The following is a 15,831-nucleotide window of genomic DNA, read 5'->3' on the forward strand; positions in this document are numbered from 1 at the left end:
ACGCGAGGTCAGTAGACGCGCTTCTTCGGCGGCACCGGAGCGACGTCCTGCGTCAGCGTGTACGAATGCACCGGTCGATAGTCGATGCGGGTATTGCCCGCTTCGTCGATCCAGCACAGCGTGTGCTTCATCCAGTTGTGATCGTCGCGGTCCGGGAAGTCTTCGCGCGCATGCGCGCCGCGCGACTCCTGCCGGTTCTCGGCCGAAACGATCGTCACCAGCGCCTGGTCGAGCAGGTTGGCGAGTTCGAACGTTTCGATGAGATCGGAGTTCCAGACCAGCGAGCGATCGGTGACGCGCACGTCCGCGAACGATGCGTGGATCTCGCGCATCTTGCGCACGCCGTCCGAGAGCGTTTCGCCAGTGCGGAACACCGCGGCGTCGGCCTGCATCGTGCGCTGCATCTTGTCGCGGATGACCGACGTCGGCGTGCCGCCGCTCGCATGGCGCAGCGCGTCGAGGCGACCGAGCGCCTTGTCGCAGGAATCGGCAGGAAGCGGTGCGTGCGACGCGTCTGGCTTGATCGTCTCGGCGCAGCGATTCGCGACGGCGCGACCGAACACCACGAGATCGAGAAGCGAGTTCGAACCAAGGCGGTTGGCGCCGTGCACCGACACGCAGGCCGCTTCGCCTATGGCGTATAGGCCCGGCACCACGGCATCCGGATCGCCACCGCGCAGCTGCACGACTTCGCCGTGGAAGTTGGTCGGGATGCCGCCCATGTTGTAGTGGACGGTCGGAATGACAGGGATCGGCTGCTTCTCGACGTCGACGCCCGCGAAGATGCGCGCGGACTCGGCGATGCCGGGAAGCTTCTCGTGGATGACTTCCGGCCCAAGATGCGTGAGGTCGAGCAGGATGTGGTCCTTGTGCTCGCCGACGCCGCGGCCTTCGCGGATTTCCATCGTCATCGCGCGGCTGACCATGTCGCGCGGCGCAAGATCCTTCACGCTCGGCGCGTAGCGCTCCATGAAGCGCTCGCCATTGCTGTTGCGCAGAATGCCGCCCTCGCCTCGCACGCCTTCGGTGATGAGGCAGCCGGCACCGTAGATGCCGGTCGGGTGGAACTGCACGAACTCCATATCCTGCATGCCGAGGCCGGCGCGCAGCACCATGCCGCCGCCGTCACCGGTGCAGGTGTGCGCGGAGGTCGCCGAGAAGTACGCGCGGCCGTAGCCGCCCGTGGCGAGGACCGTGCCGTGCGCGCGGAACAGGTGCAGCGTGCCGGACGCCATGTCCAGCGCGAGCACGCCGCGGCAGGTGCCGTCGGCATCCATGATCAGGTCGAGCGCGAAGTACTCGATGAAGAACTGCGCGTCGTGCGCCAGCGACTGCTGGTAGAGCGTGTGCAGGATCGCGTGGCCGGTACGGTCGGCGGCGGCGCAGGTGCGCTGCGCGGGCGGGCCTTCACCGAAGCGCGTGGTCATGCCGCCGAACGGGCGCTGGTAGATGCGGCCGTCTTCGGTGCGCGAGAACGGAACGCCGTAGTGCTCGAGCTCGACGATCGCAGGGATCGCCTCGCGGCACATGTATTCGATCGCGTCCTGGTCGCCCAGCCAGTCGCTGCCCTTGACGGTGTCGAAGAAGTGATAGCGCCAGTCGTCTTCGCCCATGTTCGCGAGCGCTGCGGCGACGCCGCCCTGTGCCGCGACCGTATGCGAGCGCGTCGGGAAGACCTTGGTGATGCAGGCGGTCTTCAGGCCCTTCTGGGCGAGGCCGAACGTGGCGCGCAGGCCGGCGCCACCGGCGCCGACGACGACCATGTCGAACTTGTGTTCCTGGATGGGATATGCGGCAGGCATCGAAGGATTCCGGGTCAGGCGCCGAGCATGACGCGCACGACGGCGAGGACGCTCGCAAGGCCCGCGATCCAGCACGCGAACACGATGAGCAGTTGCAGCAGCGAATAACGGACCGCGGTGTGCACGTAGTCTTCGACGACGACCTGCAGACCAAGGCGCATGTGCCAGAAATTGGCGACGAGGAAGGCGATCAGCAGCGTCGCATTGAACGGATGGCCGACGCGCGCACGCACCGTCGCGAAGTCCGCGCCGACCAGCGAGATGACGAGGCCCACGGCATAGATGCCTAGGAACACCAGCGCGAGCGCGGTGACGCGCTGCACGAGGAAATGATGCGTGCCGTCCTTCGCCGAGCCGAGGCCGCGCGCGACCTTCAGCGGATGACGCAGCGTCGGCGGGCGGCGTCCAGCATTCGTGCTCATGCGCCACCCCACTTCTGCATGGCGAGCAGCCAGATGATCGCGGTGAGCACGAGGCTGCCGATGATCGCGACCCAGGCGCTCTTGACGAACGCCGGCACCGACGTGCCGACGCCCATGTCCTGCGAGAGATGGCGCAGGCCGCTGAGCAGGTGGAACGACAGCGCCCACGTCCAGCCGAACATGACCAGGAAGCCCAGCGGCGAACGCGTGGCGTGGGTGAAGGTGGTCCAGCGATCGGCGCCCGATGCGAGGGCGACGAGGCCCCATGCGACGAGCAGGCTACCGAGCGACAGGATGACGCCCGTCGCGCGATGCAGGATCGAGCTGACCATCTGGACCTGCCAGCGATAGACCTGCAGGTGCGGGGACAACGGACGTTCGCGGTACGCCATGCGGGAGGTCTCGTTCTGATGCGGCGCGGCCGCGGGGTCGAGCGGGCGACGCTAGAAATCGATGCAGCGGCCGTCCTTTTCCCAGTCCCCGTAGCGTGTCGGCTCGGGTCCGGGTCGACCGCCCACCTCGCGCGGACGCTCAGGCGCAGGCGTCTCAGGCAACGGCGAGGAGTCTGCGCTCTCCGGCGTGTCCTGCGGGGTCTCGGAGGTCGTGTGGCCTATCATTCCAGCCGGAAATCTTATGTCCGGACCCCATGTCTGACAACCCGCAGTACGGTCCATCACGTCTTTTCGAGCTGCGCGGCCTGCGGGTTTTGCGGCTTGTAGGCCGCGATGCGCTTGCATTTGCGCACGCGCAGTTCATGAACGACGTGATCGCGCTCGCCGACGGGCAATGGCAATGGAACGGCTGGCTCGACCCGAAAGGGCGCGTGCAGGCGCTGTTTGCGCTGATTCGGGTCGACCCGGAGACGGTGTGGCTCGTCACGGCGACCGATGTGGACGCCTTTGCCGACTCGCTGCGTCGATTCGTTTTCCGTAGCAAGGTGAAGATCGACCTGGCGCCGATCCATGCGCTTGGTCGGCTGGACCGGCCCGTCACGGCGTCTGGAAATACGTCCGGCCGTCTCGATGATGCGATCGAACTCGACCTCTCGGGCGACGCCGGCGCGCGAACGCTGGTGCTCGTGCCCTCGCCTGCCGACGCTGCGACACCGGAGGAAGAGTCCGCCTGGTGGCAGCTCGACATCGCGCACGGCTGGCCGTCACTGCCGGGCATCGCGCTCGACCACTGGACGCCGCAGCAGTTGTCGCTGCAGCGCCTCGACGCCTTCAGCGTGAAGAAGGGTTGCTATCCGGGACAGGAAATCGTCGCGCGCACCCACTTCCTCGGGCGTGCAAAGCGTGGGCTAGCGCGGTTGCGCATCGCAGACGCTGAAGCGCACGCGGGTGACGCGCTTACCGATGTCGACGGTCGTGACGTGGGCCAGCTCGTCGTCGTTCGCAACGGCGAAGCGCTGGCCGTGGTTCCGCTCGAGCCCGCCGACGCCGAACTTCGCCTGCACGGGCAGATCGTCGAGCGATTGCCCCTCGCCGACGGCTTGCAGCGCTGACGCCGCAGGCCGCGTAACTCAGCGCTTGGCGAGCGTGTCCGCCGCCGCAACGATGTCGTCGTCGCCCGGGATGACCAGGAACGCGGCACCCGCCAGCGGCGTGTAGGTGTCGGTGCCGACGACGCGATGCATCGGTGTCGCACCCAAGCCGCCTTCCGACAGCGCGGTGATCACGCCCTCGCCCACGCCCGCGCTGCGACGGCCCTCGTCGACCACGATGATCCGCTTCGCGTTCCTCGCTTGCTCGACGATGTACTTATCGTTGAGCGGCACCAGCCAGCGAAGGTCGACGACGCGCACTTTCCAGCCGTGCTGCTGCTCGATGCGTCGTGCGGCGCGCAGGCTCATCGGCACGCCGTTGCCGTAACTGATGATCACGAGGTCGTCGCCCTCGCCGTAGACGCGGCCTTCGCCCAGCGTCATCGCCTCGCCCGGCGCCGGGTACTGCGTGAGCCACAGGCCGTCGCCGGGCTCGTACAGATCCTTCGTCATGTACAGCGCGATCGGCTCGAGGAAGATGCTGACACGGCCGTCGACCTTCGCCAGAGCCATCAGCGTGCGCAGCATGGTCGCGGCATCGTCGCCACGCGACGGACAACCGACGACGAGACCCGGGATATCGCGCAGCGCGGTGATCGAGTTGTCGTTGTGGAAATGCCCGCCGAAGCCGCGCTGGTAGCCGAGCCCCGCCATGCGCACGACCATCGGGTTGCGGTACTGGTCGTTGCTGAAGAACTGGAGGCTCGACGCTTCACCGCGGATCTGGTCGCCGGCGTTATGGAAATACGCGAGGTACTGGATCTCGGGCACCGGCAGCATGCCCATGTTCGCGAAGCCCTGCGCGAGGCCGAAGATCATCGTCTCGTCGAGCAGCGTGTTGAACACGCGTCGCGGGCCGAACGCCTTGTACAGGCCCTTGGTCACCGTGTAGACGCCGCCCTTCTGCGCGACGTCTTCGCCGAACAGCAGCGTTTCCGGATACTTCGCGAACTGGTCGTGCAGCGCGTTGTTGATCTGGATCGCGAGATGCCGCGGCGGCTGGTTCTCGGGCAGCTTCGGCTTGCCTCCGAACACGTCGATACGACGCTGCGCATCAGGCGCGCGTTCGGCTTCGGCCTTGACCACATCCGGCGTGTACGGCGCCAGCGGCGCGATCACGTCCTCGAGGCGCTCGATCTTCGGTCTGCGATCTGCTTCCTCTGCAGCTGCGAAACACCTCTTGCGCGTCGCTTCGTAGAGCGCGATCACCTCGTCCTTCGACATCAGGCCGGATTCGAGCGCGATGGCGGCGGAGCGCAGCAGCGGATCCGTTGCCTCGACCGCACACAGCTCCTCGATCGAACGCCATTCGATCTCGAAGTCCGTACCCGCGTGACCCATGATGCGAGTCGTCTTGAGATGCAGGAACGTGGGGCGACGCGTGCGCCGGCAATGCTCGACGGCGCGCTGCACGTCGGCATAACCCGACGCGAGATCGAGGCCGTCGGCGAAGAAGTAATCCAGCCCAGGCATCTGCTGGAAGCGGTTCGCGATCCAGCCCGTCGGCGTCTTCACCGAAATACCGATGCCGTTGTCCTCGCAGACGAACAGAACTGGCGCCGGCAGCTTCTGGTACGCAGTCCATGCGGCGGCGTTGAATGCGGTCTGCGCGGTGGCGTGGTTGGCCGATGCGTCGCCGAACGAGCAGATGGCGATGGAGTCGTCGGGAATCGGGAGCGAATGACCGATGCGTCGACCGGTTTCGATTGCGACGGCCGTGCCGAGCGCCTTCGGCAGATGCGACGCGATCGTCGACGTCTGCGGCAGCACCCACAACGGCTTGCTGCCCCACACCTTGTGGCGCCCACCGCTTGCGGGATCGTCCTTGCTCGCGGCGAAGCTCAGCGCGGAATCCATGATCGGATCCATGCCCGGCAGCTTGCGGAAGCGCTCGGCCATGAAGCCGCCGGAGCGGTAATGCAGGAACGCGGGATCGGTATGACGCGAAGCACGCGCCACCATCGCATTACCTTCGTGGCCGCTGCTGCCGATCGTGTAGAAGACCTTGTTCTGCACGCGCAGCACGCGCGCCATCAGGTCGAGATGGCGGCTGATCAACTGCGACTCGAACAGCTCGCGGAAACCCTGCGCGTCGAGCGCGCTGCCGTCGAGGATCGCTTCGTGCGGCGCAGGGCGCGCATCGACGCGACCGTTCCACGCAGTGACGAATTCCGTGAAGTTGACGTCGCAGATCTCGGCGCGGTTGAGGCCCTTCATTCGGGCGGGGATCGGATTCGGAAGCGTGGCAGCCATGCGGTCATCCAGGCGGGCCGGAGCCCGCCGTGCGTCGTGAAAGATCAGGTGGATTGCGCGATCAGCGCAGCGGCGCGGTCGTCGGGTTCGACCATCGCGACGAAGCCGGGCGTCGCGCGAACGCGGGCAAGCCACGCGCGAATCGCGGGATAGGCGTCGAGCGACACGCCGCCATGCGGTGCGACGTCGGTGTAGGCGAACAGTGCGATATCGGCGACGCCGTAGGCATCCCCGGTGAACCAGTCGTGCGACGCGAGATGGCGTTCCATCACGCGTAGTGCGTCGTGCGAGCGCTCACGCAGGCGCAGCAGGTCGGCGCGACGCGGCGAGTCCGCAGGCGTCCATCCGCAGATGAAGCGCGCGACGGCGACGTAGGGCTCGTGGCTGTACTGCTCGAAGAACATCCAGCTCAGCGCCTGCGCGCGGGCCCACGCATCGGTCGGCAGATATGGCGTGCCTTCGGCGAGCCAGCACAGGATCGCGTTCGATTCGACGAGGATGCGGCCGTCGTCGAGTTCGAGCATCGGCACCTTGCCGTTTGCGTTCTTGGCGAGGTACTCGGGCGTTCGCGTCGCGCCGGTGCTGCTGTCGGTCTCGATCCACGTGTACGGACGGCCGAGTTGCTCGAGCAGCAGGCGCACCTTGTGGCAATTGCCGGAAGGCGAGAAGCCGTAGACCGTGGTCACGCCCCGGCGCTCCGGCGTGTGCGCCACTCGTCGCGCGTCTGGCCCCATATCTCAAGATCGAAACGATCATACGGGGGCTGGAATTCGCGGCGGCCGCGATTGCTTGCGCCCAAGCGCTTAGCCACGTTCTGCGACGCGGTGTTCGCCACGTCGATCGTATGGATGATGTCGGTCCAGCCGAGCGTGTCGAACGCCCAGTCCATCGCGGCAGTGCAGGCTTCCGTCGCGTAACCCTTGCCCCAAGCCTGCGGATGCATCGCATAGCCGACTTCCGTTCCGGGCCAGCCGGCAGGCTGCCACGGCCCTGCCTGGCCCATCCACAAGCCGCTGGACTTCTCTTCGATCGCGAACATCGCGAAGCCCTGCAGCGCCCAAGCACCCGGCATCTGCAGGAAGCGTCGCCATGCATCGCCAAGCACGAGCGGACCGCCGATGTGATGCGTTTCCGGCGCGGCGAACATCTCCGCGTAGCGATCGAAATCCTCGATGCGCCATTGGCGAAGGATCAAGCGCTCGGTTTCGAGACGCGGGCCCTGCTCCGACATCCTCGCTTCCTCTGCTGGGCGACGCGATGCGCCGCGAAACGATGCGGTGGCGCCACGCCGGGCGCCGATGCGAAAACCGGCCCGAAGGCCGGTTGCGCCGATCAGAACGCGTTGATACCGGTGAGCTCGCGACCGACCACCAGCTGGTGCACGGTTTCCGTGCCTTCGTAGGTGATGACCGACTCGAGGTTCAACGCATGGCGGATCGCGCCGTGCTCGGTGGTGATGCCCGCGCCGCCGAGCAGGTCGCGGCATTCGCGCGCGATGTCGATGGCCATGCGGCAGTTGTTCCACTTCGCCAGCGACACCTGCGTCGGCTGCATGGTGCCGGCATCCTTCAGGCGACCCAGCTGCACGACCAGCATCTGCGCCAGCGTGATGCGCCGTGCCATCTCGGCCATCTTGATCTGCGCGCTCTGCGTCGCGGCGACCGGGCGGCCGAACAGGATTCGCTCCTTCGTGTAGTTCACCACCTCGTCGAGGCAGGCGATCGCGGCACCGATCGGGCCCCAGGTGATGCCGTAGCGCGCCTGCGTCAGGCAGCCCAGCGGACCCTTGAGGCCCTTCACGTTCGGCAGGCGGTTCGCCTCCGGCACGCGCACGTTGTCGAAGTAGAGCGCGCTGGTGACCGACGCGCGCAGCGACATCTTGTGCTTGATCTCCTGCGCCGCGAAACCGGGCATGCCCTTCTCGACCACGAAGCCCTGGATGCCGTCGTCGGTCTGTGCCCAGACGATCGCGATGTCGGCCAGGTTGCCGTTCGTGATCCACATCTTGGAGCCGTTGAGGATCCAGTCGGCGCCGTCGCGCTTGGCGTTCGTCTTCATGTTCGCCGGGTCGGAGCCGCCGTGCGGTTCGGTCAGGCCAAAGCAGCCGATGACCTTGCCCGCCGCCATGTCCGGCAGCCAGCGCATGCGCTGCTCTTCGGAGCCATAGGCGTAGATCGGGTACATGCAGAGCGAGCTCTGCACCGAGACGAAGCTGCGGATGCCGCTGTCGCCGCGCTCGAGTTCCTGGCAGATCAGGCCGTAGCTGACCGCGTTGAGTTCGGCGCAGCCGTACTTTTCCGGCAGCGACGAACCCAGCAGGCCCATCTCCGCGATTTCCGGCACCAGCTCGCGCGGGAAGCGGCCCTGGTCGAAGGCCTCGCCGATGATCGGGATCACGCGCTCGTCGGTGAAACGGGCGACGGTGTCCTGCACGGCCCGCTCTTCCTCGGACAGCAGCGAACGGACGTCGAAGAGGTCGTACGGATTCAGTGCCATGCGAGCGGTCGGACCTTGGGGCGTGGGAGCCCGATATTGTAGGCCGCCGTCACAGTCCATCGACACCCCCGGCCCGACCGCCGGCGGCTCCGCACATGAAAAAGGGCCGGTTGCCCGGCCCCTTGTCCCTACTCCCGACGCATCGATCAGCGCGTGGCGACGGCCGTCGAGGTCACGACGCGGCCGTCGATCACCGGCAGCTGCGAGCCCGGGCGCTCGTTCATTCGCACGGTGTGCTGCGCGCCCTGGTAGCGGTAGGTCACGTCGTACCCAGCGACCTGCGTGTCCGAGCCCACGCGGATGCGCGTACCCGGGCGGCTGGTCATGCGCTGCGTACCGACGGTGCCGTCCGGATTGCGATAGGTGACGGTGTACGCGACGGTGCGCGAGCTGCTCGAGGTGTCGCTGACGGTGTGGCACTGCTGTTCGGTGCGCTCGACGACGCGACCACCGACATGGTTGCGGTCGACGCGATTGCCGACGAAACCACCGCCGACTGCACCGGCCACCGTCGCCAGCTTGCGACCGTTGCCGCCGCCGACCTGGTTACCGACGAGGCCACCGATCAGCGCGCCGGCCACCGTGCCGCCGACGTTGCCGTCACGCTCCGGCAGGCGGTCCTGCACGACCACGTCGTTACAGACCTGGCGCGGCGTGCTCGTGGTGCTGGTCTCCTTGACCGGATCAACGCCGATCACCGACGCATAGCGCGGCGACGAGGTGCGGACCGGATCGACGTCCACGACATCCGCGTATTCGGCGCGCGGCGCTTCCGCGACAGCGAGCTGCGGCGCGGTCGGCGCGATGCGGCCCTGTGCGTCGGCAGAAGCGTCGAACTGCGTCGCGCCGACGGCGGCCGGCTGACCGGGCTGCGCAACGACCGCGTCGTCGCGATGATTCATCGAGCTGTAGGCCGCAACCGCGACGCCGCCGAGCAGCATCGAACCGAGAGCGACCGCGAGGATGTTCTTGTCCATAGAGCCTCCGAGCCAGTTCGTCCTGGCGTGAGTCGATTGCAGCACCGGGAACCTGAACAACGTCGGAGCATGACCGGGGGTTCACACGGCCCGTTCAGATGCGTCGCGGCAGCGTGGTAGCGTCGGCTTATCGCGAGGTGCACATGGCCCGTTTCCTGCTCAAACCCTTCATGCGCTGGGCTGAAAAGCTGCGCCACCCGACGTTGTTCTGGATCGTCGCGGTGCTGTTCTTCTTCGACCTGCTGATTCCCGACTTCATTCCCTTCGTGGACGAGATACTTCTCGGCCTCGGCACGATGCTGCTCGCGAACTGGAAGTCGCGCGCCAAGGACGTCCTGCCGCCTCGATGATCCTCGTCGACAGCCACTCGCACATCGACGTCGACGAATTCGATGCCGATCGTGCGGAGGTGATTGGTCGCGCGCGCGCCGCCGGCGTCACGCGCCAGATCGTTCCCGCGATCGAAGCGGCGACGTGGCCGACGCTGCGTGACGTCTGCGGGCATTTCGACGGCCTGTTCCCGGCGTACGGACTGCATCCCGTGTATCTCGACCGCCACACGGACGCGCACGTCGACGCGCTGCGCAGTTGGATCGAAAGCGAACGCCCGGTCGCGATCGGTGAATGCGGGCTGGACTACTTCATCGATGGGCTCGATCGCGAGCGTCAACGCGTGCTGTTCGACGCGCACCTACAGCTTGCACGCGACTTCGACCTGCCGCTGATCGTGCACGCGCGGCATGCCGTGGACGATGTGATCGCCGCGGTGCGTCGCATCGGCGGCGTGCGCGGCGTCGTGCACAGCTTCTCGGGCAGCCGCCAGCAGGCCGAGATGCTGTGGGCGAGCGGGTTTCTCATCGGTCTTGGCGGGCCGGTGACGTACGAGCGCGCGAATCGCCTGCGTACGTTGGCGGCGACGATGCCGATCGAATATCTGCTGCTGGAGACGGACTCGCCTGATCAACCGGGCGCCGCGAGCCGTGGTGAACGCAACGAACCCGCGCGGCTTGTCGATGTATTGGGGACGATCGCGTCGCTACGTGCTCAGTCGCCGCAGCAGCTTGCCGCCGCAACCACGTTGAACGCGGAACGCCTCTTCCGGCTTACGCCTGAGGTGTCGACTTCGCCTTGAGCAGCAGCTCGATGGCCTTGCCGACCATCGCGAATGCGAACGCGCCGGTGATGTGCGTGGCGGCACCGAGCCCGCCGCTGCAATCGAGCTTCAGGCTTCCGTCCGCATCGGTCGCGCTCGGGCGCAGGCCGCAGACGCTGCCATCGGCCTGCGGATAGCGCACGTTCTCCAACGAGTAGACGGCGGGCACGCCGAAGTAACGATCCTTATTGCGCGGGAAGTTGAAATCCGCGCGCAGCTTCTTGCGCACCAGCGCGAGCATCGCGTCGTGCTCGGTGCGCGAGAGATCGCGTACGCGGATCAGCGTCGGATCGATGCGTCCGCCCGCCGAACCGCTCACAACGATCGGAAGCTTGCGTCGACGGCACCAGGCGATCATCTCGACCTTGCTGCGAAAGCTGTCGCAGGCATCGACGACAAGATCGAGATCGACGTTGAGCTGGTGGTCGAGGTTCGACGCGGTGATGAAAGCCGGCACCGGCTCGACGTCCATCAAAGGACTGATTCGCTGGCAACGCGCGGCCATCGCGGCGACCTTCGCGTGTCCGAAGGTGCCGTCGAGCGCCGGCAGCTGGCGGTTGGTGTTCGACACGCAGATATCGTCGGCGTCGATCAGCCGCAGATGGCCGACACCCGAGCGCGTGAGCGCCTCCGCGACCCACGAACCCACGCCGCCGAGTCCGACGACGGCGACGCGGCATGTCACGAGTTTGGACAGGCTTCCTGCGCCGTAAAGGCGGTCGATGCCGGCGAAGCGTTCGGTCCAGGCCGGGTCGAGGTCGTGCGTTTGCATGCACGCATTCTAGGCGGTGCGTGCGTGACGATCGGCGCCACGGGGGTGCGTGCTATGGTCCCGCGCACTCCGCGCAGACACGAGGAAACAGGCCGATGTCCGACGTCAATGCTCCGTCGCCCAGCCCTGCCCGCCGCGGCAACGGCTCCCGTTATCTCTTCATGGCGCTGCTCGGCCTGGTGATCGGCGCGGTCGCCAGTGTGATGATCATGCGTGCGATCGATCAGCGGAAAGATCCCTACCCGCTCGCCGTGATGCACGTGATGGCGGCCCACTCGCGCGCGCTGAAAGATAACGTCACGCAGAACCGTTGCGCGGCGACGGACGTCATCCCGCACCTGCAGGCGCTTCGCACGATGGCGAACGACATCGAGCCCGCGTTCAAGGGCATGCAGGGCGACGAGAAGTTCGCGAAATACGCGAGCGACCTGCGTGCGCGCGTCGATGCATCGCTGGCAACGCCGCCACTGAATTGCCCCGGCGTGCAGGCTGCTGCAGCGAAGATCGGCGAGGCCTGCGAGAACTGTCACCACTACGCGAACGAGTGATCGTTGCGCGAAGAACTGTCGGCTGAACGCGTGTTCGCAGTTTGATAACGCGTTCACCGACGCGCTCCCACGATCTGTCGCGCATGGCAATGGCCATCGTCCTGACCACGAATCCTGGAGCGTCCCATGAATGTGCAACTTCGTCTCACCGCCGTCGCGGCCGCCTCGCTGATCGCCCTGGCCGGCTGCGCGTCCACTCCCTATTCCTCGGGCTACGCGGGTTCGCCGCCGCCGGCCAACAGCTATGGCGTCTGCTCCGATTGCGGCGTGGTGACGCGCATCGAAGCGGTCGGTAACGGCACCGCGCCGCGCTCCGGTGTTGCGGGCGGCGTGATCGGTGGCGTCATCGGCGCCGCCGCGGGTCATGAACTCACCAAGGACTCGAGCAACGGCAAGCAGAACGTCGCGACGGTCGCAGGCGCAGTCGCCGGCGCAGCCGCGGGCGCGGCGGTCGATCGCAACATGTCGACGTCGGGCACGAGCTACAACGTCTATGTCCGCATGAACGATGGCCGCACCACGATGGTCAGCCAGAACGACCTCGGCGGCATCGGCGAAGGTTCGGCGGTTCGCGTTTACAACGGTCGCGTCTGGGCACGCTAAGCGACGCTCGTCTCAGTTTCAAAAACGGCCCGGTAACCCCGGGCCGTTTTCGTGTCCGGTCCTGATTGCGGATTGCGTTTGTTGCGGCGCGGCATGCATGGGGCTGATCGCGGGGTTAACGTCGGGGCGTCCATGACGGACTCCCTTCCCCCGAGGTGTCGAATGAATCGCCTGCCCCTGCTTGCCGCCGCCGGTAGCGTCCTGCTCGCCGGTTTCGCCCTGAACGCCGCCGACGCCTCGGTGCAGACCGCCACGTTCAACCCGCTGCGGATCGCCGTGGTCGCGTCGACGGGCCAGTCGTCGTTCCTGGGCGCGGTGGACGTAGAGGTGACCAACACCAGCAATCGCGCCGTGCGCATGCCGGGCTGGCAGCTGCCGTCGCAGTACCTGCAGTCCGACGTGTTCAGCGTGACCCACGACGGCCGCGAGGTTCCGTACGAAGGCCCGATGATCAAGCGCGGCCTGCCGCAGGCGAGCGACTTCACCGTGCTGCGCCCGGGCGAGACGATCCGCACCAGCGTCGACCTTTCGGCGTTCTACGACCTGTCGAACACCGGCGAATACACGGTGACGTACAAGTCGCCGCTTCAGCACGCGTCGCTGTCGGGCGGGCAGATGCTGATCGCGTCGAATGGCCTGCCGATGGTCGCGCAGAGCGCGTCGCTGAAGCTGTGGGTCGACGGCACCGACCAGCTGGGCGGTAGCCGCACGCTCAAGGCGCAGGCGAAGCCGAGCGCGGGCGCGACCGTCGTCAACGGCGTGTCGTACAAGAGCTGCTCGACCACGCAGATCAGCACCGCGGGCAGTGCGGTCAACGCGGCGCGCACCTATTCGGAGAACGCGAAGGGCTACCTCAACGGCGGCACCGTCGGTGCGCGCTACACCACGTGGTTCGGCTCGTACACGTCGTCGCGTTATTCGACGGCGCGCCAGCACTTCGTCAACATCGACAGCGCGATCGACCAGAGCGGTGGCCAGGTCACGATCAACTGCGGTTGCAACCAGAGCTACTACGCCTACGTCTACCCGACCCGCCCGTACGAGATCTTCGTGTGCAAGGCGTTCTGGTCGGCGCCGCTGACCGGCACCGATTCGAAGGGCGGCACGCTGATCCACGAGATGAGCCACTTCAACGTCACCGCGGCCACCGACGACCACGTCTATGGCCAGAGCGGTGCGAAGAACCTCGCGGCCTCGAACCCGGACCAGGCGCTCGACAACGCCGACAACCACGAGTACTTCGCCGAGAACAACCCGTCGCAGAAGTAAGTCACCTCCCCCAAGAGGGACGCGGAAAGCCCGGCTTCGGCCGGGCTTTCTTTTTGTCGACGGCGCTGGACGCCCCTCGTGCAGCGGCAATGACGACGCGTGCCGCAGAATGCCGCGACTGCCGATGGAGATGCCCGTGTCCGACCTGTCCACGCTGTGGTTCGTTATCGCCGTCGTGCTGGTCATCGTCGGCATCGCCGGCACGGTGTTGCCCGCGCTTCCCGGCATTCCATTGGTCTTCGGCGGGCTCCTGCTCGCGGCTTGGGCCGACGGCTTTCATCGCGTCGGCGGTTGGACGCTGGGTGTGCTGGTGGTACTGACGCTCGCGTCGTTCGCGGTCGACCTGCTTGCGACGGCGATGGGCGCGAAGCGTGTCGGCGCGAGTCGTCTCGCCTTGCTGGGCGCCACCATCGGCACCTTCGCCGGCCTGTTCCTCGGCTTCATCGGGATCTTCATCGGGCCGTTCGTGGGCGCCGTCGCGGGTGAGCTGATCCACCGTCGCAAATTGCAGGACATGGGCCACGCGGCGAAGGTCGGCGTCGGCACCTGGGTCGGGCTCCTGCTGGGGACGATCCTCAAGCTGGTCATCGCGTTCGGGATGCTCGGCCTGTTTGCGGTGGTCTGGCTCGCCCACAACTAGCGGCAGTTTCACACCCGCTTGCGAAGCGGCCGTTCAGAGTCGGCACCATGAAATTCCGACTGAACTGGAGCCGCCGCCGCATGTTCTGGACGATCGCCCTGACGGCTCTTGTGACCGTGCTGATCGTGGTCATCGCGATGAACTTCGCGACGCCCGAGAAGAAGCTCGAGAACCGCGTCATCCACCAGTACGCGAGCACCGACCCGCAGTTCATCCGCGAAATGGGCGTGCTGCTCGGGCCGTCGATCGTGCCCGGCAACAAGATCACGGTGCTGCAGAACGGCGACGAGATCTTCCCCGCGATGCTCGATGCGATTCGCGGCGCGAAGACCACGATCACGTTCGAGACCTACATCTGGTGGGAGGGCAGGATCGCCGCCGACTTCAGCCAGGCGCTGTGCGAGCGCGCGAAGGCCGGCATCGAAGTGAACGTGACGGTCGACTGGGCCGGCAGCATCAAGATGGACAGCTCGATGCTGAAGAACATGCAGGACTGCGGCGTGCGCATCGAGCGGTATCGCCCGCTGCACTGGTACAACCTCGGCCGCCTCAACAACCGCACGCATCGAAAGCTGCTCGTGGTCGATGGCAGCGTTGCGTTCACCGGCGGCGTCGGCATCGGCGACCCGTGGCTGGGCCACGCGCAGGACCCCGATCACTGGCACGACCTGCACTTCCGCATCGAAGGCCCGGTGGTGTCGCAGGTGCAGGCCGCCTTCAACGACAACTGGATCAAGACGACCGGCCACGTCCTCAACGGCGCCAAGTACTTCCCGGCCGTGCAGCCGGCGGGCGACATGCCGGCGCACATGTTCATCGCCTCGCCTGCAGGCGGCGCGGAGAGCATGCACCTGATGTTCCTGATGGCGATTGCTGCGGCGGAAAAGAGCATCGACGTCGAGGCGGCGTATTTCATTCCGGACCCGCTGCTTCGCGACGCGCTGATGGCTGCCCGAAAGCGCGGCGTTCGCGTGCGGCTGCTGCTGCCGGGCCCGTACATCGACTCGGAAACGGTGCGCATCGCGACCAAGAAGGAATGGGGCCCGCTGCTGGCCGCCGGTGCGGAGATCCACCTCTACCAGCCCACGATGCTGCACGTGAAGCTGATGATCATCGACCACTACATGGTGTCGGTCGGCTCGACGAACCTCGACCAGCGTTCATTCCAATTGAACGACGAGGCCAGCCTGAACGTCTACGATGCGGGCTTCGCCGAGACGATGACGCAGGTCTTCGAGCGCGACCTCAAACTGACCAAGCCGTACACGTACCAGATGTGGCAGACGCGGCCCTGGAAGGAAAAGATGTCCGAGCGCTTCATCGTCCCGATCAAGTCACAGCTCTAACGATCGA

The 15,831-nt window shown here is 66.5% G+C and carries 18 protein-coding genes; 8 read left to right on the forward strand and 10 right to left on the reverse strand.

All coding sequences use genetic code 11. The features are described from left to right. Positions 1-8 precede the first annotated feature (8 nt). Genes sdhA through ACVWWW_RS10525 form a run of 4 tightly spaced genes read right to left on the reverse strand, consistent with a single transcriptional unit; the run spans position 9 to position 2,961 of the window. Positions 9-1,802 carry a succinate dehydrogenase flavoprotein subunit gene (gene sdhA, locus ACVWWW_RS10510; RefSeq protein WP_027082086.1) on the reverse strand — a complete coding sequence of 598 codons (1,794 nt, stop codon included), beginning with the start codon at positions 1,800-1,802 and terminating at the stop codon, positions 9-11. 14 nt (positions 1,803-1,816) lie between these two features. Continuing rightward, positions 1,817-2,224, reverse strand: a complete 408-nt coding sequence (gene sdhD / locus ACVWWW_RS10515; RefSeq protein ID WP_051234779.1) for a succinate dehydrogenase, hydrophobic membrane anchor protein — start codon at positions 2,222-2,224, stop codon at positions 1,817-1,819. Next, complete coding sequence (sdhC, locus tag ACVWWW_RS10520) at positions 2,221-2,616, reverse strand: succinate dehydrogenase, cytochrome b556 subunit (RefSeq protein WP_027082084.1); 396 nt, start codon at positions 2,614-2,616, stop codon at positions 2,221-2,223. The genes sdhD and sdhC overlap by 4 nt, the downstream gene beginning before the upstream one ends. A 51-nt stretch (positions 2,617-2,667) precedes the next feature. Beyond that, the gene (locus ACVWWW_RS10525) at positions 2,668-2,961 is read right to left on the reverse strand and encodes a DUF1674 domain-containing protein (RefSeq protein WP_456998690.1); all 294 of its coding nucleotides are present in this window, start codon (positions 2,959-2,961) and stop codon (positions 2,668-2,670) included. Between ACVWWW_RS10525 and ygfZ the strand changes: the two genes are divergently transcribed. Further along, on the forward strand, positions 2,871-3,728 hold the full coding sequence (gene ygfZ, locus ACVWWW_RS10530) for a CAF17-like 4Fe-4S cluster assembly/insertion protein YgfZ (protein WP_027082083.1): 858 nt from the start codon (positions 2,871-2,873) through the stop codon (positions 3,726-3,728). The genes ACVWWW_RS10525 and ygfZ overlap by 91 nt on opposite strands. Positions 3,729-3,746: 18 nt before the next feature. On the opposite strand, the gene ACVWWW_RS10535 is transcribed toward ygfZ, so the two are convergent. From ACVWWW_RS10535 to ACVWWW_RS10555, 5 genes are all read right to left on the reverse strand, one after another. Next, positions 3,747-6,020: a thiamine pyrophosphate-dependent enzyme gene (locus tag ACVWWW_RS10535; RefSeq protein ID WP_027082082.1), complete on the reverse strand. Its 2,274-nt coding sequence runs from the start codon at positions 6,018-6,020 to the stop codon at positions 3,747-3,749. A 44-nt stretch (positions 6,021-6,064) separates the two neighbouring features. After that, positions 6,065-6,754 carry a glutathione S-transferase family protein gene (locus tag ACVWWW_RS10540; RefSeq protein ID WP_051234777.1) on the reverse strand — a complete coding sequence of 230 codons (690 nt, stop codon included), beginning with the start codon at positions 6,752-6,754 and terminating at the stop codon, positions 6,065-6,067. Continuing rightward, positions 6,703-7,251, reverse strand: coding sequence for a GNAT family N-acetyltransferase (locus ACVWWW_RS10545; RefSeq protein ID WP_027082080.1), 549 nt, complete (start codon positions 7,249-7,251; stop codon positions 6,703-6,705). The genes ACVWWW_RS10540 and ACVWWW_RS10545 overlap by 52 nt, the downstream gene beginning before the upstream one ends. A gap of 101 nt (positions 7,252-7,352) precedes the next feature. Continuing rightward, positions 7,353-8,516 (reverse strand): acyl-CoA dehydrogenase family protein, encoded by a 1,164-nt coding sequence (locus tag ACVWWW_RS10550; protein ID WP_027082079.1) that lies wholly within the window; start codon positions 8,514-8,516, stop codon positions 7,353-7,355. Between the two features lie 146 nt (positions 8,517-8,662). Then, positions 8,663-9,493, reverse strand: coding sequence for a glycine zipper 2TM domain-containing protein (locus ACVWWW_RS10555; RefSeq protein ID WP_027082078.1), 831 nt, complete (start codon positions 9,491-9,493; stop codon positions 8,663-8,665). Positions 9,494-9,636: 143 nt separating this feature from the next. On the opposite strand from ACVWWW_RS10555, the gene ACVWWW_RS10560 reads away from it, so the two are divergent. Continuing rightward, complete coding sequence (locus tag ACVWWW_RS10560) at positions 9,637-9,843, forward strand: DUF6116 family protein (protein ID WP_027082077.1); 207 nt, start codon at positions 9,637-9,639, stop codon at positions 9,841-9,843. Beyond that, positions 9,840-10,625 carry a TatD family hydrolase gene (locus ACVWWW_RS10565; RefSeq protein ID WP_027082076.1) on the forward strand — a complete coding sequence of 262 codons (786 nt, stop codon included), beginning with the start codon at positions 9,840-9,842 and terminating at the stop codon, positions 10,623-10,625. The genes ACVWWW_RS10560 and ACVWWW_RS10565 overlap by 4 nt, the downstream gene beginning before the upstream one ends. Here the strand turns inward: ACVWWW_RS10565 and ACVWWW_RS10570 are convergent. Further along, entirely contained in the window at positions 10,597-11,418 is an 822-nt protein-coding gene (locus ACVWWW_RS10570) for a tRNA threonylcarbamoyladenosine dehydratase (protein WP_027082075.1), read from the reverse strand. The genes ACVWWW_RS10565 and ACVWWW_RS10570 overlap by 29 nt on opposite strands. A gap of 95 nt (positions 11,419-11,513) precedes the next feature. On the opposite strand from ACVWWW_RS10570, the gene ACVWWW_RS10575 reads away from it, so the two are divergent. The 5 genes from ACVWWW_RS10575 to ACVWWW_RS10595 all read left to right on the forward strand — a co-directional run bounded on the left by ACVWWW_RS10575 (position 11,514) and on the right by ACVWWW_RS10595 (position 15,824). After that, entirely contained in the window at positions 11,514-11,966 is a 453-nt protein-coding gene (locus ACVWWW_RS10575; RefSeq protein WP_036141352.1) for a hypothetical protein, read from the forward strand. 126 nt (positions 11,967-12,092) lie between these two features. Further along, positions 12,093-12,569, forward strand: a complete 477-nt coding sequence (locus ACVWWW_RS10580) for a glycine zipper 2TM domain-containing protein (RefSeq protein ID WP_051234775.1) — start codon at positions 12,093-12,095, stop codon at positions 12,567-12,569. Positions 12,570-12,731: 162 nt separating this feature from the next. Beyond that, entirely contained in the window at positions 12,732-13,838 is a 1,107-nt protein-coding gene (locus ACVWWW_RS10585; RefSeq protein WP_027082072.1) for a M35 family metallo-endopeptidase, read from the forward strand. 136 nt (positions 13,839-13,974) lie between these two features. Further along, the gene (locus ACVWWW_RS10590; protein ID WP_456998691.1) at positions 13,975-14,478 is read left to right on the forward strand and encodes a DUF456 domain-containing protein; all 504 of its coding nucleotides are present in this window, start codon (positions 13,975-13,977) and stop codon (positions 14,476-14,478) included. 80 nt (positions 14,479-14,558) lie between these two features. Next, positions 14,559-15,824 (forward strand): cardiolipin synthase B, encoded by a 1,266-nt coding sequence (locus ACVWWW_RS10595; protein ID WP_027082070.1) that lies wholly within the window; start codon positions 14,559-14,561, stop codon positions 15,822-15,824. Positions 15,825-15,831: the final 7 nt, after the last annotated feature.

Source organism: Lysobacter sp. HA18 (genome assembly GCF_054057595.1).